Origin of the sequence: Marivirga sericea (genome assembly GCF_900177665.1) — a bacterium.
GTDB lineage: Bacteria > Bacteroidota > Bacteroidia > Cytophagales > Cyclobacteriaceae > Marivirga > Marivirga sericea.
In genome coordinates, this window is sequence record NZ_FXAW01000004.1 from 158,987 (window position 1) to 184,857 (window position 25,871).

A 25,871-nucleotide genomic window follows, 5' to 3' on the forward strand; every position below is an offset into this window, starting at 1 on the left:
GATATTTAGCCAAATTTTAAGCATAAAGTCCCTTATTATTTTTTGTTCTCTGTATCAATTCAAATACGATAAAAGCTCCCAAAGAGATGTATTCTACCGCAACTATTCCTAAATATTCTTGATATCCTGAAACGCTATAGCCCCAATAGGTGAAGAAAATTGTAAAAGACCATAACACAGGAAATTTATATTCACTTAATATCCCCAAAACCAAAATAGGCAATACATACCACGGATGAACAGTAGTAGCAAAAAAGAAGTAAATGAGATAGGTCCACATCATTCTTTCTGGTAATTTCATTTTTGAGGGGGCTGAAATATTAAAAAGCACCATTGCTGAAAATGATAAAACACCCATGAGTGGTCCTGCAGTTGCAATAATATTATAACCTTTCACTCCATACCCTATTTTCCGAATCAGGTAATAAATACTGGCATTAAATTCAAAGTTCTGGAAATATAATGAAGTGCTGTTCAAAATTCCTTTTACAGCATCTGAAAACATGAAGGGGATAAAACTGATAATCGCGATCAAAACAGCAACAGTACTGAATGTCAAATATCTTCTTAAAGACAGCTTCTTGAAAAAACTTGCTAGCAGAATCATCGGTACAAGTTTAAAACTAATAGCTAAACCGGTGGCTAGTGCTGATTTAGTTCGATTTCCTCTATCGAATTCATAGATTGCCAACATCAAAAAGAATATAACAAAAACTTCGAAATGCAGATTTCCGGTTAATTCTAATAGCACTAAAGGATTAAAAGCATAATAAATCAAGAGTTTAGGGTCCTTCTGATATTGGATCAACACTTTTGGAAGCAGTATCAATACACCAAATTCTGCTAGAATCACAAAAACTCTAATTGTGATAATCCCAGCATTGACATTTTCAAAAACTCCTGCTATCAAAAACAAGAACTGATTAATTGGTGGATAAATACTGTAGTAATCAGGTGAATTGAGCTTCGAGAACAATTCAGGATTCAAAGCCTTGGCCTTTATCAATTCGGAAGGCATGAAGGCATAAGCATCTATTCCTTCCCACCATAATTTACCATCCCATAGAAAACGATAGACATCTTCTGATAAATTGGGGCTTAGAATTAATAAAAGCGCCCTTAGCAAAATCCCAAAAGCAATTATTTCCTTTAAGGAGAAGTCTTTTCTGCGATAAGCTAAGAATAGATGTAGAGCGAACAGCCCTACATATTGAGTACTCAAGATCAGACTCTCATATCGAAAAGTGAAGTAACTGATACTGATGAGTACTATACCCAATATCAGCAGCGCAATATACTTCAGAGAACCTTTCAACTTATTTGAGTTGCGGTTTAACAGAGTGATAAAACACCATGAGAAACCCCAGCATTAACATCAAATGGAAGATGATTAAACCGTAATCACCTAAGGAAACTCCTAGAAAGATAGCAAAAGCAAAATATAAGGCTAATAGCATTTCTATAACACTTAGCCAGCTAAATTGGAGCTTTATGTACTTATTATCTTTCCAACTTTTATTACTTTCAGAAATATTGAACTTGGGGGTTCTGATAAAAGCTGACTTAAAGCCGAGCAAACCTTCGGCTACTGCTAGCGCATTATGCAGAGACAAGCCCATCGAAACAGTAATGAACAAGGGGAAAGTTTTGAAAAAATACCTACCATGAGCCCTTCCTTTCATCAAATGCTTATTCGCAACCCAATAAAAGATAGCAATAGAGAAAAAACCTAATAGAAACACACTTCCCACTTGAAATAACAGCTTTAACTCAGGATGAATACTTTTGATCCAAAGCATTGGAACGCTAAGTACAGCTGTTATTAAAATTGCAATGAAAATAGAGCTATTGAATAAATGAAAAAATGCATGAAGCTTATTGGCAAGCCCAATTGGTGCTCGTAATACTTTTAAGAAGTTTTTCCTGGCAGTTTCTGCCCCACCTTTATTCCATCTAAACTGTTGGGATTTAATTGCAGGCATTATAATAGGCAATTCCGCAGGTGATTCAACATCTTCTCTATATAGAAATTCCCAGCCCTTCAGTTGAGAACGGTAGCTCAAATCAAGGTCTTCAGTTAAAGTATCCGCTGACCATCCACCTGCATCTTCTATGGTCTTTTTTCGCCAAACACCGCCTGTTCCATTAAAATTTATGTACGATCCAGCAGTATTCCTCCCTACTTGCTCCACTGTGAAATGGGCATCCAAACCAAAGGCTTGCAACCTAGTAAGCAAGGAATAGTCTTTATTAACATGCCCCCATCGAGTTTGAACGACTCCTATCTTCTCATTTTGAAAATGAGGAATAGTCGCTTTCAAGAAATGGGGTTGCGGTAGAAAATCAGCATCGAAAATTGCAATAAACTCTGCATCGGTTATTCCCATTCCGTATTTCAAAGCGCCCGCTTTAAAATCAACTCTTTCTGGCCTTCTGATCAGGGCTATATTGATTCCTTGAGACTTCCAAGATTGTACTTTAGCTTCCAGCAATTCAGTCGTTTCGTCATTAGAATCATCTAACAGTTGGATCTCCAATTTATCAGATGGATAATCTAAATTACATACTGAATCTACCAATCTATTGACTACGTACTTTTCATTAAAAACCGGCAATTGCACACAAACTTTAGGGAAATCTCCCTTCATTTCTGGTGTTTGAATCGATTGATTTTTTTGAAGTCTCTTAGCTTTCAAATAATGATAGGTAAGGTGTAATTGCCCTAAACTAAAAAAGAATATAAACAATAAGCTAAGTCCGTAAAGTCCAATAATAATCCACTCCCAAATCATGATCACAAATATTTAAAAATGGTATATAAAATTTTATATCCTGCCATTACTGTTCCGTATACTGTTCCAGAAACCTTCGATTTTCCGATTCGGTTCCTATACTGCATGGGTACTTCTGTGCAATTAAACTTCTTTTTGGCTGCTTTCACTTGCATTTCTACCGTCCAGCCAAAGGTTTTATCCGACATATCTAGTTCCACCAATCGGTTCCACCGAATCGCTCTAAAAGGCCCTAAATCAGTGAATTTATATCCATAAAAAAGTCTGATCAACCTAGTAGCTAACCAGTTTCCAAAAACTTGCGGAATAGTCATACTTCCTCCTTCTCTTTGGCCTAAAGCTCGCGAACCTATCACCAAATCCACACCATCATCTACTACAGGTTTTACCAACTCCGGTAATTGCTCCGGATAATCTGAATAATCTGCATCTAAAAAAACAATAATATCTGGTTTCTGCTCTTTGGACTGTACATATTCTATCCCCTTTAAACAAGCATTTCCATATCCTTTAGTCGGCTGATCTAAAACAATGGCTCCCTCCTGCTCTGCTGCCTCCCTTGTTCGGTCTGTGGAATTGTTATTCACAACAATGATTTCATCTACCAAGTGCTTAGGAATAGCCTTCACTACCTTACCTACGGCATTTTCTTCATTAAAGGCGGGAATGATGACTACTATTTTTGAATTCATTTGCTTTATTAGACTGCAAAAGTACGAATTCGCTACTTTTAATATGTCTCAGCATAGACAAATTTCACTATTACGATGGAAAAATTGTCATGTACCGAAAATCAAACAATGTCATTCTGACTTGATTTTGCAAACATTTTCTTTTGGAATAAGTTTTGATGTTGATACATCGATTAAAAAAATTCAATACTATGAATTTACTAAAAAATAGAGACGTATTAAGAAATTTATTATTTCAAGGTGACCAATTAAATACCTTAGCAGGAGGTGTTGCTAAAGTTGATTTCAAAATTGAAAACCAAACAGATGGTTTCTTGATTGAATTGAACGCACCAAGCATTGAAGCTAAACAATTTAAGGTAATATCAGAGCAGAATTCCTTACAGGTATTCGCTACGATAAATCATCCTGCTGAAAACCATGGAGTAATGATTCCACTTTTTTTCAGAAAGGTGCAACTACCAGCTTTTGCTAATACGAATGATGTGGAAGCTGTGTATCGCGACAATAAACTAGAAATATTTGTACCCATAGGAAAAAACAGCACAAGTAGTAAAAAAGAAATTAATATCAAACAATCATAAACCTGCGTGTAGAAAATCTATTTCTGCATTGAATTGCAATAGTACCAAAATCCTCTTCCTTATACTGGAGAGGATTTTTTTTACACTCTTATTTTCTTAGTTTTAATAACAATTAATGTCTTAGGCATAAAAGAACCAAAACTATGCATACTAAATACCTTGCCCTATTAGCCTTTTTACTTTACTCATTCGTACCATTTGCGCAGGAACAAGAACAAAAATTCCCCATCTCTTACTATGCTGGCACAGGAATGGGTGGGCACGACTTTTTAATGGGGCAGCATCATTACGTAGGAATCGACCAAAGTGTCTGGAAATTCTTGTATGCTAGTACTCATATGAGCTTTATACATGCAAACAACCAGAAGTATTTCAAAACTGAGGACTTATATCTGGATCAGCATTCCTATAATTTAATAATGCAATTGGACGCCAATATTAGAATTAAGATTGGTCCTATCACATTAACACCTCATGCTGGAATTTCATATCGTTACTCAGATGAAGTAATGTATTTATTAGGTTCAAATCAACCTCCAGAAACACCTCTTGAAGATTTCAAATCCTATAGAAAAGTAGGCTTTTCGGGCATAAGCTTTGGAAAGGCTGTCGGACTCAATTTAGAGTTTATGGTATTTGAACACACTTCCTTTGGTTTAAGAACTGATTTTCAAGAATATAACAATAATCCTACTAGTCTTACTACACTCACTTTTCAATTGAGAACAAATTTTACTCAACTTATTAAAGATTTGAAGGCTCCAATAGAGCATTAAGTCAAAATCCTATAATTCAAATCTGGAATTCTATTCAATCCTTCTATCAATTCATTGCTAGGATTCACTTTATATTTTCTTGATTTAGTCTCAACTTTATATCCATTCACTTTATCTTGAAGCTCCAATTTCACCTCACATTCTCCTTTGAAGGTCTGGCATAAATTATCCAATTCGACAATTAAATCTTCGGTAATGGCATTCAAATCTATGCTGATAGCCAAACTTTTGGTTCTTTTATCCCTTAATTCTGAAAGTAACTCGACCTTACTAATTTTGAATTCAAGTGCTTGATCACCCCATGGTTTTTTGCCTACTCTGCCTGAAATAAAAATAAACCAGCCATTTTCATAAAATTGCTTATTAGCCAAATAATCATCCCCAAACATAAAGAAGGTAAAAGAACCGCCATAGTCCTCCAAGGTTAAGGTTCCAAATGGCTTACCCGTTTTTGTTTGTCTATGCGCAATTGCCGTAACAATACCTCCCACTTTCACCTCATTTTTAGAAGCTAAGCTTTCCAGATCGTTTAATTCCGATACTTGAGTATTACAGAAGCTTTCCATTTCAAATCTATATTCATCCAATGGATGACCAGAAATAAATAGTCCTACTACCTCCTTTTCAATATTAAGCTTCTCTAATTCGGAATAGGGCTCCATTTCCATCACTCTTGGTGGTGGAATAGCTACTCCGCCCTCTCCTCCAAATAAAGAGGTTTGTGCACTGTCCTTCTCATGTTGGAGCTTTTGAGCATATTTAATGATCTTCTCAATTAAAGTACCTTCTCCATTATCGGAAACCAAAAACTGCTTCCTGTGATATTCCTTAAAACAGTCAAATCCACCAGCCATTGCCAGCGATTCAAAGGTCTTTTTATTAACACTCTTTAATGGAATTCGCTCTGCGAAATCAAAGATATCCTTGTACTGTCCATTTCCTTTTCGTTCTTGGATAATACTCTCCACTGCCGCGGAGCCAGCTCCTTTAATCGCTGCTAAACCAAAACGAATCTGTCCATTTTCATTTACCGTAAAGCCAGGATTTGATTCATTGACATCTGGTCCTAAAACTTCTATGCCCGCTCGTTTACATTCTTCCATGAAGAAAGTAACATCCGTGATTTGCCCCATATTGTTACTCAATACAGACGCCATGTACTCAGCAGGATAATGAGCCTTTAAATAGGCTGTTTGATAAGCTACCCAAGCGTAGCAAGTTGAGTGAGATTTATTGAATGCGTAGGCAGCAAAGGCTTCCCAATCTTTCCATATCTTCTCAAGTACATCTTTTGGATGTCCTTTTTCTGCTCCCTGATTAATGAATTTTGGTTTTAGCTCTTCCAGTAAGGCAAAGATTTTCTTTCCCATTGCTTTACGCAAGACATCAGCTTCACCCTTCGTAAAGCCAGCTAATTTCTGAGAAAGCAACATCACCTGCTCCTGATAAACCGTAATTCCGTAAGTCTCTTTGAGGTATTCCTCCATTTCGGGGAGGTCATAACTGATTTCTTCTAATCCGTTTTTTCGTTTCACGAAATTGGGAATGTATTCTAAAGGCCCTGGTCGGTACAAAGCATTCATTGCGATCAAATCAGAAAATTCTGTAGGCTTCAAATCACGCAAATACTTTTGCATTCCCGCAGATTCGTACTGAAAGATACCTACGGTTTCTCCCCTTTGAAAAAGCTCATAAGTCTTAGGATCATCTATTTGAAATTCATCTGGATCAAGCTTAACACCATGTCTTTCCTCTACAATTCGAACTGCATCTTTGATAAGGGTCAAAGTTTTTAAGCCCAAAAAGTCCATCTTTAGAAGACCTGCATTTTCCACCACCGCATTGTCAAACTGCGTGCAATACATATTCGAATCCTTAGCTAAAGCCACAGGTACGAATTTAGTGATGTCGTCTGGCGTGATAATCACCCCACAAGCATGAATACCTGTATTTCTAACGGAACCTTCCAAAACTCTGGCTTGATTGATTACTTTAGCAGAAGCATCATTAGCCTTCGCCAAATTCAATAACTCTTCAGCCTTACTAATGGCCTCACCATTATTCTTAAGCTTGGCTGATAATTTCTTTTTATCTGAAGCCAAATCAAATAATGCCTTGAGCTTAATGTCCGGTACCAGTTTGGCTATTCTATCGGCATCCATCAAGGGCAATTCCATAACTCTGGCAGTATCCCTGATGGCCGATTTTGCTGCCATGGTACCATAAGTGGTAATCTGAGCCACCTGATTTGCTCCATATTTCTCAATTACATAATCAATCACTTTTTGCCTACCGTGATCGTCAAAGTCAATATCAATATCGGGCAATGATACCCTATCAGGATTCAAGAAACGCTCAAATAGTAAATCATATTTAACGGGATCAATATTGGTAATTCCGGTACAATAGGCTACAGCAGAGCCTGCTGCTGAACCTCTTCCAGGACCAACAGAAACTCCCATTTCTCTGGCAGCCGTGGTGAAATCCTGAACAATCAAGAAGTACCCAGGATAACCTGTTCTTTCAATGGTCTCAAGTTCGAAATCGAGTCTCTCTTGGATTTCAGCTGTAATTTCAGAGTAACGCCTTTTAGCACCCTCAAATGTAATATGCTTTAAATATGCGTTTTCTCCTCTGTTGCCCCCATCTTCGGCATCTTTTGGATCGATAAATTCCTGTGGAATATCATATTTTGGTAAAAGAACATCACGTGCTAATTCAAAACCTTCTATTTTTTCCGCAATTTCAGCTGTACAAGTAATAGCTTCGGGATAATCAGCAAAAAGCTTTTTCATCTCGTCAGGAGACTTAATGTAGAACTCGTCATTAGGTAAGCCAAAACGATATTCTCTCCCTCTTTTTCCTACATATTTTTTGAGCTTTCCTTGCTCACCCGTGGTTTCACCGTCTTTTACACAAAGTAAAATATCCTGTGCTTCGGCATCCTCTTTATTGGTGTAATAAGTGTTATTGGCTGCGAAATATTTCACATCGTATTTCTTGGCAAATTTCAACAGTACCTCATTTACTTTTTGCTCTTCAGGAACTCCATGCTGGTTTAATTCAATGTAAAAATCTTCACCAAATTGTTCTTTCCACCAAAGGAAAGCTTCTTCTGCTTGACTTTCCCCTGCATTCAGAATTAAAAAGGGAATCTCTCCCCATAAACCACCAGTGGTAGCAATAATATTTTCTTTGTATTGCACCAAGGATTCTCTGTCAATTCGAGGGACATAATAAAAACCTTCTACAAAGGCGATAGACGAAAGCTTTGCCAAATTATGGTAACCGGCTTTATTTTTAGCTAATAAGACAGTTTGAAAACCGTCATCTTTATTTTTCTTATTATTTCGATCTTGTGTTAAAAAAAACTCGCAACCTACAATCGGCTTGATACCCGCCTTATTTGCATCCCGTACAAAGTTGTAGGCCCCCATCATATTCCCATGATCAGTCATGGCAATAGCAGGCATGCCCAATTCCTTGGCCTTATTGACCATTGATGGAATTTCAGTGGTCGACTGTAAAATAGAGAATTGAGTATGGCAATGAAGGTGCACAAATGATGTATCCGATAATTCTGATATATCCGCATTTTTAGCTTGCTTCAAGGCATCAGCTGCAGCTTTTTCTTCTGATTTCGAACTACTAGCAAAATTAGCTACATCTAATTTTGGAGGTTCATATTGAATCGCTTCAATGGGTGTGTTACCCAATGGTTTAACTACATTTTCTGAGATTAAACCAAAGAAACATTTGGCAGTGGCATCTACATCATAAGCAGCATCATGAGCATCGGCAAAATCTTGACCAAAAAGCTTCTTATGCAATTCAGTTAATGTTGGCCACTTATATCTTCCCCCTCTACCCCCTGGGATTTTACAGAAATCAGTTCCTTCATCTTTGGTATCAATAATGGGCTTTTCAGTTAACACTTCCACTGAAAGCTCTTTACGTAGCATTTCGGCTCCCATTATGGATACATCAAAGCTGATATTATGTCCAACGACTACATCGGTTTTCTCTAAAATAGTCTTGAAGGCTTCCAAAACCTCAGTCAGCGGTTTACCTTCTCTTTGGGCGCGTTCGGTTGAAATACCATGAACTTTCTCCGCATTATAAGGAATGTCGTATCCTTCCGGCTGGATGATATGATTTTGTGCATCCAAAAGCTCCCCATTTGCTCCATGCAATTGCCAAGCTATTTGGACACAACGAGGCCAATTGTCTGCATCACTTAAGGGTGCGTTGTAATTCTTTGGTAGTCCGGTGGTCTCGGTATCGTAAATTAAGTACATATAACTGTTGCTGAGAGGATGGTCATTTTTAGAGTTTGAAATTAGTGAAAGGCGGCAAGAATCGGAAGACAAAAAATAGATTTTTCGGAAGTTATGAAGTAAAGGTTCATTATGGTAATTAGATTATATTTTGGCAGCTTGTACAAATAAGGAATTGGAAGATGGAAGTAGGAAGTTTGTCGAACTTTAAATCACATTTCCATGCTTTTAAAAAGCAAACCATAGAAGATAAAGTACTTAAGATCTAAATTATGGTCAGTGAGAAATTATTAAAAAAACCGATTCTCAGCCAGATAAGCTAATAAAAGGAAAGCATAAAATCAATCAATCAAATCGAATAGCCTTAATCGGTTTCATACGAGCTATGAACCAAACAGGCAGGAAAAGAGAGATCAAAACGACTACTAAAACCAATAAATTCAAACCAATAATCATTTTAAAATCCCACAGAATCGGTACAAAACTCATATAATAATTTTCTTGATCAAGCGGAATGATTTGGAAGTAATACTGCATGGCTGCAAATCCAATTGCCACAACATTACCATATAGCAGACCTTTAAAAGTCAAACGCAAACCACTCATTAAGAAAATATTTCTTATCAATTTATTATTTGCTCCCATAGACTTCAACATCCCGATCATGGGAGTTCTTTCCATAGTTAGGATAAATATCACCGCTACCATATTAAAGCAGGCGACAAACAAAATCAAAGCTAAAAACAATCTCACATTCTGATTTAACAACTCTAGCCATTCGAAATATTGAGGATATTTCTGACTAGTAAGATTCACAAATTGATCGGCTTCTACCTTATCAAATACAATGGATTCTGCCTCTTCCTCATCCAATTCATCATTTATAAAAACCTCATAACCACCTACCTGATCTTCATTCCAATCATTCAATCTTTGAATCATTTTGATATCTCCAATAATGATTCTATCGTCAAAATCTTCCAATCCGGTTTCATAAATACCTACAATTTCCAATTGCCTGTACCGAGGAGGATTTTGCACAAAATACATGATCACTTTATCAAGTAATTCAAGCCTCAGCAACTGAGCAATCTCTTTGCTAATGATAACTTCCGTAGTATAATTTTCAGAATCAACGTTTGGAAACCTTCCCTTTATTAAATTAGAAGCAAAATTTGCAGTATCATAATCAGAACCTATTCCTTTAATCACTACGCCTTCCACCGCTTCTTCTGTTTTTAACAATCCTGCTTTATAGGCCACGCCTTGAACATGCTCAACGAAACTAAAATCTCGATGATTTTGAAAGAAACTAGTTTCGGTTGAAATAGGGGATTCATCAAAAGAATTGCTTAAGGTATATTTCGTCACTTGCATATGCCCCGCAAAACTGTAGACCTTATCTTTGATGGTTTTCTGAAATCCCCCCAAAATTAACAAGGCAACTAACATGATTGCTAAGCCAATCGCAATACTACTGATAGCAATCTTAAAAATGCTGCCAGAAAATTGACCGGTTTTAGAATTAATTGTTCGTTTCGCTATAAAATCAGGTAGATTCAAGAATTAACTTTATTTTTGATTTATGATTCAAACTGCAAATTACAATTTCATTAGCAAACTCATTCCGCTTTGCGGTCTATTTTTTGTGATTTTAATAAATGCTTGCGTAGCTCAAAAGAACACCATTTTACCTGCCGCATCCCAAACTGAAGAATATCTACCCTATTTGACAGGAAAATCAGTCGGAATGGTAGTCAATCAGACCTCCACGATTGGCGGAACGCATTTAGTTGACACCTTAAGATCACATAAAATAAATATAGCAAAAGTCTTTGCACCAGAGCATGGTTTTAGAGGTGAGGCTGACGCTGGGGCCACAGTTGACTCAGGTATTGATAAAAAAACAGGCTTGTCTATTGTTTCTCTTTATGGAAAAAATAAAAAGCCCACTAGACAGCAACTAGAAGACATAGATATCCTAGTTTTTGATATTCAGGATGTTGGTGCTAGATTTTATACTTACATCAGCACCATGCATTATGTAATGGAGGCTTGTGCAGAAAATAATATTCCTTTATTGATTTTGGATAGACCTAATCCCAATGGCATGTATGTGGACGGCCCTATATTGGAAATGGAACATCAGTCATTTGTAGGAATGCATCCAATCCCAATTTTGCATGGATTAACTGTAGCTGAGCTTGCACAAATGATCAATGGTCAAAAATGGTTGAAAAATGAATTGCAATGCGAATTGAAAATCATTAAGAATAAAAATTACAGTCACAGCGACCCTTATTCTCTGCCAATAAAACCCTCTCCAAATCTACCAAATGATCTAAGCATTGCACTCTATCCTTCTTTGTGTTTGTTTGAAGGTTCTGTGATTAGTGTCGGCAGAGGCACTAAAAAGCCATTTCAACAAATTGGCCATCCTGAATTAGTAGAGTTCGGACATACTTTTACACCTGTCAGTATGCCAGGAAGCAGTGCGAACCCACCTTTTGAGGATGAAAAATGTTTTGGGATTAATTTTGAAACAAAAGATTTTAAGGAGGGGATTTCAATAAAATACTTGATTGATTTTTATAAAGCATTTCCCGATAAGGACGAATACTTCAATAGTTTCCTAAGCAAATTAGCAGGAACTGAATCACTACGCCAGCAGATTGAAGCAGGATTTTCTGAAGAAGAAATCAGAATGAGCTGGCAGCCTGGATTGGAAGAATATAAAAAGATGAGAGAAAAATATTTGATTTATGAAGCCCCTTAATCCTCATGAGCCCCCTAACCCCCAAATGGGGGAATTGAAGGATGTTGGATGAAAAGGTCAGTACCGCAGGTCAGACCGGAAATAACAATGAAATGCTTAATTGAAATTATGAAGGTAGCATCTCGAAGTTTTTTTCAACCGTTTATTGTCAATTTTTATCTAGGTTCTTTACTCTAGATTCTAGACTATCGCCAAAAAACCCTGACTTTAATCATGTTAGCTCCTTATTAATCTCAGTACACTTCCGTTGTAATTTTGTCAATTTTGTAAAAAACAATCGGGAAGATGGAAGCGAAAACATTAGAAAATAAGAACTCTAGTATTCAAGCGAATGATTGGATACCAGCTAAATCATTTTACTCTTGTAAAAATGGAATCTGCAATAGTTGCTTATCCAGGCATGAAAACCGCAAACAATTGGTTTTACCGCTATCAAAATTAAAAGAACCTAATTTTAAAATTGATTTAGGGAATTTCTTGAAGAGCTTGGCTAAATTTGATAGACCGGTGTTATTTTATCATAGTGAACATCCTATCCAAGAACAAGTCTTAATAAAATTCACAGGTCATGAAAATTTCGAAAGCTCATTTAAAGTAGTCCAACCATTTTTACCAAAAACCATTATTCCAGCCACAATCATTTCACCATATGCTCTGAGCAAGAATAACAGATTAAAAGAGCACAAATTAGTAAGTTTGACAAAAAGATTTTTTCAACCGCTCGGGTTTATCAAATTGCATCTCCATTCTGTTGCTGATTATCATGAATATGCAGATAGTGAAAAAGTTGGATTGTTGATGATGCCTTTAAAAGACTTACCAGATTACATACAATATGCTATGAATTCTGAAGACTTGGATAATGTGATCCCTGCTATTTTTCAACCTTAAGTTAGGAGTTTATATAATCTATATTCCGCATTAGTCCAGTGTATTTGGTACGCTTCACTGCCGATTTTCTAAAAACCTCATTGAACACTTCTTTGGTCATCTCTTTCCAATCATTTTTGTCCATTTCCTTTAAAAGGGGATGAGGCTGAAAGGCTTTTTCTTTATGAGGTCTTGAAAAACGATTCCAAGGACAAACATCTTGGCAAATATCACAGCCAAAAACCCAACTCTCCATTTTATCGGAAAATTCTTTGGGCAAATCATCTTTCAATTCAATCGTTAAATAGGAAATACATTTGGAAGCATCTACAATTGTATCTCCCACAATAGCATCAGTCGGACAGGCATCAATACACTTCGTGCAGGTCCCACAATAATCTTGCATTGGACCATCTTCCTGCAGGTCTAAATCAATGATTAGCTCAGCCAAAAAATAAAAACTACCTCTTTGCTTATTTAATAACAAACTGTTTTTACCCAACCAGCCCAAACCACTTTTAGCTGCCCATTGTCTTTCCATCACTGGTGCTGAGTCTACAAAAACTCTTCCGTCCACCTCTCCTATTTCTTCATGGATACGGGACATAAAATCTTTCAACTTATCTTTTACGACAAAATGATAATCCTTTCCATAAGCATATTTGGCAAGTTTATAGGAGTCGCTTTTGGCAATATCTTGCTCAGGATAATAATTGTACATTAAAGAAACTACCGATTTTGCGCCTTCAACAAGTTTTGTGGGATCTAGTCTTTTATCAAAGTGGTTTTCCATGTACTGCATTTTACCATGGTAGCCTTTTTTGAGCCAGTTTTCCAGCTTTGGGGCTTCCTCTTCTAAAAATCCAGCTTTGGACACACCACAGAAGTCGAAGCCCAATTCAGCAGCTATGGATTTGATAATCTTGGTATTTTTTTCTTTCCTGAAGGACATTAATCAAATAAAGAACCTAATTGTGCAGGTGGTACATTCCCTAAATGCTTATAAGCCAATTCGGTGGCCTGACGACCCCTAGCCGTTCTTTTCAAATAGCCTTCTTTGATTAAAAAAGGCTCATAAACTTCTTCAATGGTGTCAGCCTCTTCTCCTACTGCGGTGGCTATGGTACCCAATCCAACCGGACCACCTTTGAATTTATCAATAATGGTGGTCAGAATACGATTATCCATTTCATCCAGTCCGTGTTGGTCAACATCCAATGCATTTAAAGCAATTTCTGCTATAGCTTTAGTGATAGTGCCATCTCCTTTTATCTCAGCAAAATCACGAGTTCTCCTTAAAAGAGTATTCGCAATTCTTGGAGTCCCCCTGCTTCTTCGAGCTATTTCGTAAGCAGCATCTTCTTCCATTGGAGTATTTAAAATAGCTGCCGAACGTTTTAGAATTTTCTTTAACAGTTCAGCATCATAATATTCCAAACGGGCATTAATACCGAAACGAGCTCTTAAAGGTGAGGTTAGCAAGCCCGAACGAGTAGTTGCTCCAATTAAAGTAAATGGACTCAAACTTATTTGAACTGATCTAGCATTTGGACCACTGTCTAGCATAATGTCAATTCTGAAATCCTCCATGGCGGAATAAAGATATTCCTCTACCACTGCATTTAATCGATGGATTTCATCTATAAACAACACATCACCTTCTTCCAGATTCGTTAATAAGCCTGCTAAATCACCAGGTTTATCTAAAACTGGACCAGAAGTAACTTTTAAACTTGATCCTAATTCATTCGCAATTATATGGGAAAGCGTAGTTTTACCTAAGCCAGGAGGGCCGTGCAATAAGACGTGATCCAAAGGTTCAGACCTTTTTTTAGCTGCAAGAACAAAAACCTGAATATTATCAACTGTCTTTTGCTGGCCAGTAAAGTCGCCAAAAGAAAGGGGGCGAAGGGCTTTTTCAAACTCTCGCTCTTCAGGATTCAAATGTTCCTCATCTCCAGTTAGGAAATCTTCTCTCATATCATCTGATTATTTGTGGCAAGTTAATCAAAAATGAGGATTTCGAAGGGATATTCATTCTTGACTTTTATGACAGTATTCATCTTTGATCTGCATCCGTTCTTCTAGAAAATCATCCAGATAAAAAAAATGACCTGCCAAAGACAAGTCATTTAAGGGTTGATAGCTTAACGGTTCTTACTCTTGCTTAAGGTAAATTTCAATAACTCCATTTTTAGCTATATCTCCATATTTACCAATTGCTTTTTTATCTTTTAATACAACTATGTGATCAATACTATTTGGTTCGATATCCTTGGGTCGGTAACCTAACTCTTTAACCTCACCTGCAATGACGAATAATATAGATTCATTTGTAAAATTAAGGACATCCAATACATCTTCCTTTTCGAAATTCATTTCCATTTGACCTGAAAAGTCACCTTCATTAGTTTCATATCTGATGTCAATGACTATGGATTCACTCTCCTTTAGAACCTCTCCAACTTGTGCCCCCACTATTTCGTTTGTGATAATATCAATCTCTGCAGGTTTCGCATTCTTTGAAGGCATTACTATTTTTATATTGTCAATCTGCCGTACACCCAAAGCATTTTCAATGCTGATATTTTTCTCAAGTAACTTACCATCAATCTTTACTTTTACATCAGAATTTCCTTTTGCTTCAAATTTTTGAAGAAGGTTCTTCAAAAGTTCTAAACTACTCGTATCCTGGGCTTGCCTTTTCTGATCTTTAAAAACAAGTTTATCTGGCTTAGGAATGTCAATTTCAGATAGATCTGCCACCTTTTGCTCAGTCTTTGCAATAATTTTTGACCTTCTAGTATCATCTTTTGTTAAGACATCAATCGTTGCTTTATCTATTTGATCTGGTTTAGAATCAAAATTTTTAGCAGGTTTGAATGTGAAAAACTCTGTAGCATAGTCGAATACATAAGTATTGCGATATTCATTTTCCTTGGTCCACTGCTCTCTATCATGAGTGTCAAAATATTTTCTTGTAAAGAAATGATATGATGCACCCTCATTGATCTCAAACATGGTAGCCATTTTATTTTCTCCAAATGGGAGTCGCTCATTTAAAGATTGACGTTCTTCATCCAGATATAATTTCACATTTGTATTATCTGTTTTTGCAATAAGCGTGTTTTGCGTCATTTCTAAGACTACTCCTAATCGACTATTTTCTGACTTAAATAATACATCCTCATTTGGTTTTTTCAAGTTCTGAGTGTCTTTCTCATTTTCTTTCAATTCCTTTTTTTCTAATGATTTAGATAGTGGTTTCGGGTCTTCTAGTTTGTAAAAAGTGAAGCTCATTAAAAACACAACTATCACCAAAAGGCTTAAGAAAGGCTTTAAACCTATATTTTTTTCAGGTTTCTGTTCAAAAATTCTCATAATTCTCATTTTAAGGTTTGATGGTTTATTTGAAAAAGGAATAGCATAGCTCATCGACTGCCTATAACTCTCCATATTTAGCAATGCATGTGCATAAACCTTCTTATCCGCTAATTGTGTGACTTGGTCATCACATCTATTTTCTCGTTCTCTTCGGATGTTTTTTGAAAGCCACCACATTACAGGGTGATAAAAGAATATTATCTCAAAAGACATGGTCATTATATTAACCAGATAGTCTTTGTGCTTTATATGATACAATTCATGCAATAAAACAGCTTCTATTTGCTCAGTTGGAATACTAGTAAAAAAACCAATTGGTAGAACAATCATTGGTTTTAAGAATCCAAAAGTAAAAGCAGTGTAGATTCTATGGCTCTCAAATACTTTCACATTGCATTTGATTTCTAGTTTTTCAAGCTCCTCAATAATAAAATGACTCCAATTTTCAGGTATAGTTTGTTGAGAGGAAATGATCAGAGATCGAGTATAAAAATAGCCTCCCATCATTTTTATCGTAAAAACTAAAGCACCAATCATCCAAAAAACTCCTAAATATTTTAACAATGATCCACTATTGAAACTCTCACTCCCTTCAGGACCAGAAAAAAATAGATCATGATTAGTTTCTAAGACTGAAGCTTCAGCACTAAAATCGTCAGCAGTTTTAACCAATTCTTCGATATTTACCTTTTGCCTTTCTTCCTGAAGAGCGTACTCTTGAACATAAAAAGTACCTACCATATTCAAGAAAAAGAAGAACAAAACGGCTGCTATACTTTTTTGATACTTATCAGCTGAAGATTGATTTGAGAAAATAGTGTCAAAAACCTTTAAGATCAGAAAAATCAGCAGTCCACTTAAAAAGCTGACTGCAACCCAAATACCGAATACTTGGATGATCGAAGACTGCAAGACATTCATCATTTTGAACCTCCCTTCTCTTTTGCTTCAATCCACTGCCTTAATTCGCGCAGCTCTTCTTCTGTGGTTTCTTGATTTCCCAATAGATGCATCATCATGTCTTTGGCAGAACCCTTAAATAAAGTCTCTGATAGCTTACTAAAGATCGAATTTTTGATAAGCTGTTCATCAAGCTCAGCAAAATATATGAAAAGCTTCCCCTCCTTTTTCCTACTTAACATTCCCTTATCGTGCATCCGTTGCATTTGCTTCAAAGTGGTGGTGTAGCCTACCTGTTTTTTTGCTTCCAATTTTTGGTGAATGTCAGTAACGGTCAAACCTGGTTTATCCCACAACTCTTGAAGAATTTCGAGCTCTGCCTCTGATGGTTTTTGCTTTTGATTGCTCATTTCATTTCTAATTTTACACTAAGTAAACGACAACTGTCGTAATATCCAAATACTTTCACGACAAATGTCGTAACAATAAAAATAATTTTATGAAACTGACTTACTTTCTTAATCGAATACCGTAGATAGTCTTGTTGCAGCACTTTCTGCAATTTTACACAAAATGAAAACTACAAATCAAAAAATCGTTTCTCCTCCCAACGAGGATGAAGTCAACTGGCCTGTTGTAATTGGGATCATTGTCGGAATGGTCATTATCGTCCTACTATTAAATTTTGCTTAAAATAGAAAGGCGGGAATAAAAACCCGCCTTCTTCTTTACAAACTTCAGTAGTTAGCAGTATCTTCTTTAAACTTAAAAAATTATATTGTGGTAATTATGGAAAATAAAGAAGAATTTATACATCAGGGAAGTAGCTTTTTGGGTAGACATCAAAATTACCTGTCTGAATTCGTTTACGGAGGCATTGATGGCAGTATTACTACATTCGCAGTAGTAGCAGGTGCTGTGGGTGCAGGATTAGATAATTCAGTGATCATCATTTTAGGCTTTGCAAATTTGTTTGCAGATGGCTTTTCCATGTCAATAGGAGCCTACATGTCTGCCAAATCTGAAAAGCAGCATTTTGAAAAACAAAAGGCTATTGAATATTGGGAAATTGATAATATGCCCGAAACCGAAAAACAGGAAATAAGAGAGATTTATATAGAAAAGGGATTTGAAGAACCTCTGTTAAGCCAGGTAGTGGGAGTCATTACCAAAGATAAAGATCGCTGGGTAGATGTAATGATGAAAGACGAACTGGGTCTAATAGAAGAAGATAAATCTCCATTTCAAACAGGATTATTTACTTTCATTTCTTTTGTGGTTATTGGGCTAATTCCGTTATTGGTTTTTGTTGCCGACTACATCAGAATTGAAATCACTCATAAATTCCTTTGGTCTAGTATTTTGACAGGAATTGGTTTTATTATCATTGGCTTTCTCAAATCTAAAGTAACCAATAATTCAATAATAAAAGGAGTCTCAGAAACTTTACTTTTAGGCAGTTTAGCTGCTGTTGTAGCTTACTTCGTAGGAGATTTTCTGGAACAAATTATTAAATAAAAAACATGAACATTTCGGTGAAATATAAGAAAGCAGTAAACATATTTCAACCAATTCCTTATTTCAAAACCCGTTTGGAAGGAAATTGAGCTGCTATTCTACTGCTAAAAAGTAAATCATTAATGATACACAGCTCTGATGCAGATGCGCTTTCAATCTACTTTAAAAGCAAAGTTTGCTATGAAGATGAGTACGATCAGGAATAATAACTTCCCAAAGTGGAATACACGGAAATAAAAGCTCCCTTAAAAAATGCGCTAGCATCCTTAATGTGCAGTCATGTACTTCTGTAAAGTGAGCTTACAAAAGGAGTTTATACGAAACTATCTCCTTTTTCAGCTTTTACCACATTTACAATTTCTTTTATTTCTTTCTCAGCATTTTTCCTACAAATTAAAATAACACCATCTTGCTCGGCTACCAGAAAATCATGTAAATCTTGAATAACAACTAAATCACTCTTATCAGTAGTTACGATATTTCCTGTTGCATTAAAACTCATGACATTTTTAGGTAAAACATTATCTTGATCATCCTTCTCCCTTATTTCATGCAAACTTTCCCAGTTTCCTAAATCTGACCAGCCTATATCGGTTAATAAGACAAAAACATTTTCAGCCTTTTCCATTATGCCAAAATCAATGGAAATATTAACACATTGAGTATAAGCTTTATTCACAAATAGATTTTCATTTACACTAAAATATTGAGACTTTCCATCTGCAAATATTTCTGCTAAATCTGGCAGATACTCTTCATAAGCTTTAATAATGCTTTTGGCTGACCAAATAAAAATACCTGCATTCCAAACAAAATCTCCACTTTCAATAAATTTTTGTGCTAATCCAATCTCTGGTTTCTCAGTAAAAGTTTTCACTTTTTTAATGGTAGCAGAATCAGGAATATATTGAATATATCCATAGCCCGTTTCAGGCCTATTAGGATGCATACCTAAAGTTATCAATTGGTCTTTTTTAGAAGCACTGTCTAGAGCCACTGCAATGGACTGATGGAAAATATCCTCTTTAAGGATTAAATGATCTGCGGGTGCAATTACCATAGAGGCTTCAGGATTCTTACTAGCAATCTTGTAGGCTGCATATGCTATGCATGGTGCAGTATTCCGCTTGTAAGGTTCTAGAAGCAATTGCTGACTGTCAATTCCTTCAATTTGCTCTTCAATCAAGCCTTCATATTCCTTATTTGTAACTATATAAATGTTTTCTTTAGGGAATTTTGCCAGAAACCTTTCATAGGTCATTTGCAGCAAGGATTTGCCTAAGCCTAATAAATCATGAAATTGTTTGGGTCTTTTGGAAGTACTAACTGGCCAGAGACGAGTACCCGTTCCTCCAGCCATGATTATCACATAGTTATTTTGATTCATAAGTTTTACGGTTCCGAGCACTTTAAAAAAAAGCTCGAATTAAAAAAATCCTCTTTAATAGTATGTAAAGAATATATTCAATAATTAACGCCCCCCTTCATACAAAAGTTATACAGGGAATTTCAGGGTTCAAAAATGCAAAATTAATGCTGGACTGGAAAACATAATTGCATATTCAGCTCTAGCAAAAAATACCCTGCTAAATAAATACCACTCGTCTCTAATAGAAATTACACTTAAACGATAATATTCTTACACTAAATACATTATATAAATAAAGATTTTAGGACAATCCTTTTAATATTTTTTACTAAATTCAAAGTATCTCATGAATAGCCATTAAATTTGACATGAGATTGAATAAATAAGTTTATAATTAAGCAATTTGTGCTAACGTGATGATAGAAGAGCAAGAAGCTACTTTAAAAGATAAATTAAAAGAGGTATTTGGATATAATCAATTCAGAGGAAATCAAGAATTGATTATGCAAAACCTAATAAACGGTAAAAATACCTTTGTGATCATGCCTACGGGCGCTGGAAAATCCCTTTGTTACCAGTTACCTGCAATTTCAAGAGAGGGGACTGCATTGGTCGTATCTCCTTTGATTGCTTTAATGAAAAACCAAGTGGATACGTTAGTGGCACTAGGAGTAAATGCTGCCTTTTTAAATTCAACATTAACTAAAACAGAAACCAAACGGGTAAAAAAAGAAGTCATGAGTGGCAACTTAAAGCTTCTCTACGTAGCCCCTGAGTCTCTGACAAAAGAGGAAAATGTTGAATTCTTAAAACAAGCTAATATCTCATTTGCTGCAATAGATGAAGCACATTGCATTTCAGAATGGGGTCATGATTTCCGACCAGAATATAGGCGAATAAAATCTATATTACAGCAAATATCCAATATACCTATTATAGCACTTACGGCCACCGCGACACCAAAGGTGCAACTAGATATTCAGAAAAACCTGAATATGGAAGAGGCTAACGTATTTAAATCCTCTTTTAATAGAGAAAATCTTTATTACGAAGTTCGACCAAAAAATCAGGCCAAGAAACAGCTCATCCGATTTTTGAACGAAAGAAAAGGAAAATGTGGTGTAATCTACTGTTTGAGCAGAAAAAAAGTAGAGGAAATTGCTGAATTCTTGAATGTAAATGGTTTTAATGCAGCTCCTTATCACGCTGGTTTAGAAAGTGCTACTCGCATGAAGAATCAAGATGACTTCTTAAATGAAGATACTGATATCATTGTTGCGACTATTGCCTTTGGTATGGGAATAGATAAACCAGATGTTCGGTTTGTAATTCATTATGACACTCCGAAATCTGTTGAAGGCTACTACCAAGAAACAGGAAGAGCTGGAAGAGATGGATTAGTGGGAGATTGTTTAATGTTTTACAGCTATAACGACATTCTTAAACTTGAGAAATTTAATAAAGATAAGCCTGTTACGGAAAAGGAGAACGCTAAGCTCCTGTTAGAAGAAATGTCTTCTTACGCAGAATCTTCCGTCTGCAGAAGAAAACAATTACTTCATTATTTTGGTGAAGAATTTGACGATTATTGTGGGAAATGTGATAATTGCAAGCATCCGAAAGAAAAATTTGAAGCCAAAGACGAAATGATAACAGTGTTAAAGACTGTTAAACTTACAAAGCAAAGATTTGGGATAAACCATTTGGTAAACGTGATTAGAGGGTCGAAAGATCAGTATGTGACCAGCTATGACCACAATAAGTTGGATGTACATGGCGTGGGAGCGGATCAAGATCCTGAGTTTTGGAAATCAGTCATTCGACAAACAATGCTATATGGGTATCTATCAAAAGATATCGAGAATATTGGCGTTCTAAAAATTAATGATGCTGGAGAAGCGTTTCTAAAAAAACCGACTGATATTCAGTTTACTGTTAATCACATTTATACGGATGATGGGGATGAAGATCAGATAGAAAAAGATTCCGTCTCTGCTAAAGCGTTTGATGAAACCCTTTATTCACAGCTTAAGGCCTTACGGAAAAAGGTTGCTAAATCAAAAAACTTACCACCCTACGTTATTTTTCAGGATCCTTCACTAGAGGAAATGGCCACCACCTACCCAACAACAAATGAGGAAATGGCCGCTGTTAACGGAGTGGGGCTAGGAAAAGTACAGAAGTTTGGAAAGCCTTTCATGGAGTTGATTAAGGAGTATGTTGATGAAAATGATATTATTACTGCTGCTGATGTAATGGTGAAATCATCTGTCAACAAATCCAAAATGAAAATTTTCATCATCCAACAAGTGGACAAGAAAATTGACTTGGAAGAAATTGCTGAAATGAAGGATATTTCATTTGAAGAATTAATTGATGAAATAGAGCATATTTGCTATTCTGGAACAAGATTGAACCTGAATTACTACTTGAATCAAATTATCGATGATGAAAAGCAGGAAGAAATTATGGATTACTTTCTTTCAGCAGAATCTGATAGCATAGATGATGCAATGGATGAATTTGAAGAGGAATTTAGTGAAGAAGACTTACGACTTATGCGGATTAAGTTTTTATCGACCTATGCAAACTAATTCTGATGACTGCTTTAATCGCAGTCATTATTTTCATTAATTTTACTTTATATAAACTGCATTTTCTCAAAAGGAAATGAATCAAATTGACTAAATTAAATGAATATATTAATACTAGGCTCTGGAGGCAGAGAGTATGTTTTTTCAGAAAAAATATTAGAAAGTCCTAATTGCGAAAACCTATTTGTTGCTCCTGGAAATGCAGGAACAGCTAAGATAGCTAAAAACGTAAATATATCGCCTACCGATTTCAAAAGCATAGCTGATTTCTGTTTAAAAAACACTATTGAAATGATTGTCGTTGGGCCGGAAGCACCCCTCGTAGCAGGAATTAGAGACTTTTTTGCTACAGATTCCAAATTAAATCAAATACAGATCATTGGCCCAGGAAAAGTAGGTGCTCAATTGGAAGGCAGTAAAGAATTTGCTAAGAGTTTTATGCACCGACATAATATTCCCACAGCAGCTTACTCCACCTTTACCAAATCTACCTTAAAAGAAGGTTTATCCTACCTCAAAACGCTGACCCCTCCTTATGTATTAAAAGCAGATGGTCTGGCAGGTGGTAAAGGAGTTGTTATTTGTGAGAATTTACGAACTGCAGAGCAGAGCCTAACTGAAATGCTTCAAGATGAGAAATTTGGAGCTGCTAGTGAAAAAGTAGTAATAGAAGAGTTTTTATCTGGAATTGAATTATCTGTTTTTGTCTTAACTGATGGAAAAAATTATAAAATATTACCAGCAGCAAAGGATTATAAAAGAATAGGTGAAGGAGATACGGGATTAAATACTGGCGGCATGGGAGCAGTTTCTCCTGTGAAATTTGCTGATGCTCGTTTCATGGAAAAAGTAGAGGCTAAGGTTATTAAACCTACTATTAAAGGCCTACAAACTGATAAAATAGATTACCAGGGTTTTATTTTCATAGGTTTGATGAATGTTGCCGGAGAGCCTTATGTCATTGAATACAACGTGAGAATGGGAGATCCTGAAACACAAGTAGTATTACCAAGACTCAAAAGTGATCTTTTATCTATTTTTAAAAGTATGAGTACAAAAAGTCTAAAACAGGAGGACTTTATAATTAGCGATCAAACTGCAGCTACGATTGTTTTGGTAGCAGGTGGCTATCCCGAAAAGTACGAAAAAGGGAAAATTATCAAAGGCCTAGACGATGTAGTACATGCGAAAATATATCACGCAGGAACTGCAGATGAAAATAATGAAGTAATAACGGCCGGAGGCAGAGTGTTAGCTATTACAGGAATGGGAGACACATTAGACATGGCCTTGAAAAATGCTTATGCAGGAGCGAACAAGGTATGCTGGGAGGATCTCTATTATAGAAAAGATATTGGCCAAGATTTATTGGCTTTAGATAGTCAGTGACCAAATTAATGTTGGAATTCAAGTTCGCTTTATAGCCAGGGGCTCATTAGACCTATAATGGCATCTCTTCTAGCGATAGAAAGTTAAAAGTGGCAGGCTTGCAATTCTTGCGAAAATAAGATCAAGTGAATATCCCCCTACTTTTCTTTTGGGGCATTGGTATTCATTTAAATCAATTGTAAAATGCTGTAAATAAGTACGGCTTTAAATAAGATATACTATGGGATGCTCATCATGCGGAACTAAAAATAAAGAGGGGACTACGACAGGTTGTCAAAACAATGGTGGTTGTAGCACAGGTGGATGCAATAAAATGAATTCTTTCGACTGGTTGTCAAATATGGATTTCCCAAATTATGATAATTTCGATATAGTAGAAATTAAATTTAAAGGAGGAAGAAAGGAGTTTTTTAGAAATATTCATAATCTTGATTTAGTTACTGGAGATGCTGTTGTGGTAGATGTGCCTAATGGCCATCATATTGGATATATTTCAATGCAAGGAGAATTAGTTCGTTTGCAAATGCAAAAGAAAAAAATTAAGAATGACGATGAAATAAAGGCCGTATATCGTATCGCAACAGATAAGGACCTCGAAAAATGGCATGAAGTTCAAAACAGGGAGATGCCGACCATGTATCGAGCGAGGGAAGTCATTCAGGAGCTTAAATTAAAGATGAAGCTTTCGGATGTTGAGTTTCAAGCTGATAATTCAAAAGCTACTTTCTATTACTCTGCAGAGGAACGAGTAGATTTTCGTGAATTGATTAAGAAACTGGCAGGAGAATTCAAAATAAGAGTTGAAATGCGCCAAATATCGCTCAGACAGGAAGCTGGGAGAATTGGTGGAATCGGTAGCTGCGGAAGAGAATTATGCTGTAGCACCTGGTTAACTGATTTCAAAAGTGTTTCCACTAGTGCAGCTCGATATCAAAATTTATCCTTAAACCCTAGCAAGCTTTCAGGCCAGTGCGGGAGATTGAAATGCTGTTTAAATTACGAATTGGACACTTATATGGAAGCATTAAGTGGAATTCCTGATGTTGAAAAGCCTATTCAGACCAAAAAAGGAAGTTTAGCTTTACAAAAAACTGATATTTTCCGAAAAATAATGTGGTTTAGCTATTCAGAAGACAACATCTGGCATCCTGTTAAAGTGGAAAGAGTTGCTGAAATAATAGCGCTAAATAAGCAAGGTGAAAAGCCTGATACTTTAATGGAAGATGTGCTCGAAATTGAAGATTCAGTCCAGATTAATAGTGATCTTATAAAGTTAGATCGCAAGTTTTCTAAACCGAATAAGAAAAAGAAAAAGAGCGGTAAATTCAATCCAAAAAAAATAAAAGCGGACAAAGTACCGAATCCCGAAAATAAAGGAAAGCCACAGGGCAACGCTAAGAAGCCAAAAAATAAAAAAAGGTTTAATAAAAATAAAAGCAATCCAAATAATAAGAAAGATCAATGAGGGTAGTATGTAGTGTAATTTTTCTGATGTTCTTTATTAGTAGCTGCACTGAAGAACGGTACTTTGAGGATAATTATGATTTCCAAGATCGGAGCTGGAATATGGAAGAATCCGCTGAATTTAATATAGAAATCGACAGCATTGAGCTACCCTATCAAATTAAATTGAATCTCAGAAACACTATGGATTATCCTTATAGAAATTTATATATAAAATACCAAGTGCGAGATTCTACTTATGTGATGGAAGATAAATTATTAAATATTAAGTTGTTTGAAGCTAAAACAGGAAAACCTTATGGAAACAAGCAAAGTGATATTTATGCTCATCAACTGTCACTGGTTGATTCTATGTTTTTTCCAGCAAAAGGAAAATATACGATAGAACTAAAGCAATATATGAGAGAAATGGAACTAGAAGGAATGATTTCTGCTGGAATTCGAATTGAGCAAATCAAGGAGCAATAAAGTCAGCATAGGTTTCGC

19 protein-coding genes are annotated in these 25,871 nt (G+C 36.0%); 9 read left to right on the top strand and 10 right to left on the bottom strand.

Features of this window, described 5'->3' with window-relative positions:
- Positions 1–16 precede the first annotated feature (16 nt).
- The 3 genes from B9Y84_RS10580 to B9Y84_RS10590 are packed head-to-tail and all read right to left on the bottom strand — an operon-like array spanning position 17 to position 3,484.
- Positions 17–1,315: an MptA/MptB family glycosyltransferase gene (locus tag B9Y84_RS10580; RefSeq protein ID WP_085517073.1), complete on the bottom strand. Its 1,299-nt coding sequence runs from the start codon at positions 1,313–1,315 to the stop codon at positions 17–19.
- A gap of 1 nt (position 1,316) precedes the next feature.
- Entirely contained in the window at positions 1,317–2,792 is a 1,476-nt protein-coding gene (locus B9Y84_RS10585) for a cellulose synthase family protein (RefSeq protein WP_085517074.1), read from the bottom strand.
- Between the two features lie 2 nt (positions 2,793–2,794).
- Complete coding sequence (locus B9Y84_RS10590; protein WP_085517075.1) at positions 2,795–3,484, bottom strand: glycosyltransferase family 2 protein; 690 nt, start codon at positions 3,482–3,484, stop codon at positions 2,795–2,797.
- A 191-nt stretch (positions 3,485–3,675) separates the two neighbouring features.
- Here B9Y84_RS10590 and B9Y84_RS10595 point away from each other — a divergent pair, with 191 nt between their 5' ends.
- Both B9Y84_RS10595 and B9Y84_RS10600 read left to right on the top strand, forming a co-directional pair.
- Positions 3,676–4,068 carry an Hsp20 family protein gene (locus B9Y84_RS10595; protein ID WP_176223770.1) on the top strand — a complete coding sequence of 131 codons (393 nt, stop codon included), beginning with the start codon at positions 3,676–3,678 and terminating at the stop codon, positions 4,066–4,068.
- A gap of 143 nt (positions 4,069–4,211) precedes the next feature.
- Positions 4,212–4,844, top strand: coding sequence for a hypothetical protein (locus B9Y84_RS10600; RefSeq protein WP_085517077.1), 633 nt, complete (start codon positions 4,212–4,214; stop codon positions 4,842–4,844).
- On the opposite strand, the gene dnaE is transcribed toward B9Y84_RS10600, so the two are convergent.
- Both dnaE and B9Y84_RS10610 read right to left on the bottom strand, forming a co-directional pair.
- Positions 4,841–9,142 carry a DNA polymerase III subunit alpha gene (dnaE, locus tag B9Y84_RS10605; RefSeq protein WP_085517078.1) on the bottom strand — a complete coding sequence of 1,434 codons (4,302 nt, stop codon included), beginning with the start codon at positions 9,140–9,142 and terminating at the stop codon, positions 4,841–4,843. The genes B9Y84_RS10600 and dnaE overlap by 4 nt on opposite strands.
- Positions 9,143–9,466: 324 nt before the next feature.
- Positions 9,467–10,684, bottom strand: coding sequence for an ABC transporter permease (locus tag B9Y84_RS10610; RefSeq protein WP_085517079.1), 1,218 nt, complete (start codon positions 10,682–10,684; stop codon positions 9,467–9,469).
- A gap of 22 nt (positions 10,685–10,706) precedes the next feature.
- On the opposite strand from B9Y84_RS10610, the gene B9Y84_RS10615 reads away from it, so the two are divergent.
- Positions 10,707–11,897: an exo-beta-N-acetylmuramidase NamZ family protein gene (locus B9Y84_RS10615; RefSeq protein WP_085517080.1), complete on the top strand. Its 1,191-nt coding sequence runs from the start codon at positions 10,707–10,709 to the stop codon at positions 11,895–11,897.
- Between the two features lie 285 nt (positions 11,898–12,182).
- Positions 12,183–12,788, top strand: a complete 606-nt coding sequence (locus tag B9Y84_RS10620; protein WP_085517081.1) for a hypothetical protein — start codon at positions 12,183–12,185, stop codon at positions 12,786–12,788.
- Position 12,789: 1 nt separating this feature from the next.
- Here B9Y84_RS10620 and queG read toward each other — a convergent pair whose 3' ends face one another.
- The 4 genes from queG to B9Y84_RS10640 form a co-directional block, all read right to left on the bottom strand.
- Complete coding sequence (gene queG / locus B9Y84_RS10625; RefSeq protein WP_085517082.1) at positions 12,790–13,719, bottom strand: tRNA epoxyqueuosine(34) reductase QueG; 930 nt, start codon at positions 13,717–13,719, stop codon at positions 12,790–12,792.
- Positions 13,719–14,747: a Holliday junction branch migration DNA helicase RuvB gene (ruvB, locus tag B9Y84_RS10630; protein ID WP_085517083.1), complete on the bottom strand. Its 1,029-nt coding sequence runs from the start codon at positions 14,745–14,747 to the stop codon at positions 13,719–13,721. Before ruvB ends, queG begins: the two co-directional genes overlap by 1 nt.
- Positions 14,748–14,924: 177 nt before the next feature.
- Positions 14,925–17,075 carry a M56 family metallopeptidase gene (locus B9Y84_RS10635; RefSeq protein ID WP_085517084.1) on the bottom strand — a complete coding sequence of 717 codons (2,151 nt, stop codon included), beginning with the start codon at positions 17,073–17,075 and terminating at the stop codon, positions 14,925–14,927.
- The gene (locus B9Y84_RS10640) at positions 17,072–17,461 is read right to left on the bottom strand and encodes a BlaI/MecI/CopY family transcriptional regulator (protein WP_085517085.1); all 390 of its coding nucleotides are present in this window, start codon (positions 17,459–17,461) and stop codon (positions 17,072–17,074) included. Before B9Y84_RS10640 ends, B9Y84_RS10635 begins: the two co-directional genes overlap by 4 nt.
- Positions 17,462–17,840: 379 nt before the next feature.
- On the opposite strand from B9Y84_RS10640, the gene B9Y84_RS10645 reads away from it, so the two are divergent.
- Entirely contained in the window at positions 17,841–18,569 is a 729-nt protein-coding gene (locus B9Y84_RS10645) for a VIT1/CCC1 transporter family protein (protein ID WP_085517086.1), read from the top strand.
- Positions 18,570–18,882: 313 nt separating this feature from the next.
- Here B9Y84_RS10645 and B9Y84_RS10650 read toward each other — a convergent pair whose 3' ends face one another.
- Positions 18,883–19,956: a mannose-1-phosphate guanylyltransferase gene (locus B9Y84_RS10650; RefSeq protein ID WP_085517087.1), complete on the bottom strand. Its 1,074-nt coding sequence runs from the start codon at positions 19,954–19,956 to the stop codon at positions 18,883–18,885.
- 398 nt (positions 19,957–20,354) lie between these two features.
- Between B9Y84_RS10650 and recQ the strand changes: the two genes are divergently transcribed.
- The 4 genes from recQ (at position 20,355) to B9Y84_RS10670 (ending at position 25,853) form a co-directional block, all read left to right on the top strand.
- Positions 20,355–22,532, top strand: a complete 2,178-nt coding sequence (gene recQ / locus B9Y84_RS10655; RefSeq protein WP_085517088.1) for a DNA helicase RecQ — start codon at positions 20,355–20,357, stop codon at positions 22,530–22,532.
- A gap of 99 nt (positions 22,533–22,631) precedes the next feature.
- Entirely contained in the window at positions 22,632–23,921 is a 1,290-nt protein-coding gene (gene purD, locus B9Y84_RS10660) for a phosphoribosylamine--glycine ligase (RefSeq protein WP_085517089.1), read from the top strand.
- A gap of 220 nt (positions 23,922–24,141) precedes the next feature.
- Positions 24,142–25,386, top strand: a complete 1,245-nt coding sequence (locus B9Y84_RS10665) for a PSP1 domain-containing protein (protein ID WP_085517090.1) — start codon at positions 24,142–24,144, stop codon at positions 25,384–25,386.
- Entirely contained in the window at positions 25,383–25,853 is a 471-nt protein-coding gene (locus B9Y84_RS10670; RefSeq protein ID WP_085517091.1) for a gliding motility lipoprotein GldH, read from the top strand. The genes B9Y84_RS10665 and B9Y84_RS10670 overlap by 4 nt, the downstream gene beginning before the upstream one ends.
- The last annotated feature ends 18 nt before the right edge of the window (positions 25,854–25,871 follow it).

Excerpts from the sequence above, each read along its gene's own strand:
- B9Y84_RS10585 (WP_085517074.1), bottom strand. The coding sequence starts at position 2,792 with ATGATTTGGGAGTGGATTATTATTGGACTTTACGGACTTAGCTTATTG.
- B9Y84_RS10590 (WP_085517075.1), bottom strand. The coding sequence starts at position 3,484 with ATGAATTCAAAAATAGTAGTCATCATTCCCGCCTTTAATGAAGAAAAT.
- B9Y84_RS10595 (WP_176223770.1), top strand. The coding sequence starts at position 3,676 with ATGAATTTACTAAAAAATAGAGACGTATTAAGAAATTTATTATTTCAA.
- B9Y84_RS10600 (WP_085517077.1), top strand. The coding sequence starts at position 4,212 with ATGCATACTAAATACCTTGCCCTATTAGCCTTTTTACTTTACTCATTC.
- dnaE (WP_085517078.1), bottom strand. The coding sequence starts at position 9,142 with ATGTACTTAATTTACGATACCGAGACCACCGGACTACCAAAGAATTAC.
- B9Y84_RS10615 (WP_085517080.1), top strand. The coding sequence starts at position 10,707 with ATGATTCAAACTGCAAATTACAATTTCATTAGCAAACTCATTCCGCTT.
- B9Y84_RS10620 (WP_085517081.1), top strand. The coding sequence starts at position 12,183 with ATGGAAGCGAAAACATTAGAAAATAAGAACTCTAGTATTCAAGCGAAT.
- queG (WP_085517082.1), bottom strand. The coding sequence starts at position 13,719 with ATGTCCTTCAGGAAAGAAAAAAATACCAAGATTATCAAATCCATAGCT.
- ruvB (WP_085517083.1), bottom strand. The coding sequence starts at position 14,747 with ATGAGAGAAGATTTCCTAACTGGAGATGAGGAACATTTGAATCCTGAA.
- B9Y84_RS10635 (WP_085517084.1), bottom strand. The coding sequence starts at position 17,075 with ATGATGAATGTCTTGCAGTCTTCGATCATCCAAGTATTCGGTATTTGG.
- B9Y84_RS10640 (WP_085517085.1), bottom strand. The coding sequence starts at position 17,461 with ATGAGCAATCAAAAGCAAAAACCATCAGAGGCAGAGCTCGAAATTCTT.
- B9Y84_RS10645 (WP_085517086.1), top strand. The coding sequence starts at position 17,841 with ATGGAAAATAAAGAAGAATTTATACATCAGGGAAGTAGCTTTTTGGGT.
- B9Y84_RS10650 (WP_085517087.1), bottom strand. The coding sequence starts at position 19,956 with ATGAATCAAAATAACTATGTGATAATCATGGCTGGAGGAACGGGTACT.
- recQ (WP_085517088.1), top strand. The coding sequence starts at position 20,355 with ATGATAGAAGAGCAAGAAGCTACTTTAAAAGATAAATTAAAAGAGGTA.
- purD (WP_085517089.1), top strand. The coding sequence starts at position 22,632 with ATGAATATATTAATACTAGGCTCTGGAGGCAGAGAGTATGTTTTTTCA.
- B9Y84_RS10665 (WP_085517090.1), top strand. The coding sequence starts at position 24,142 with ATGGGATGCTCATCATGCGGAACTAAAAATAAAGAGGGGACTACGACA.
- B9Y84_RS10670 (WP_085517091.1), top strand. The coding sequence starts at position 25,383 with ATGAGGGTAGTATGTAGTGTAATTTTTCTGATGTTCTTTATTAGTAGC.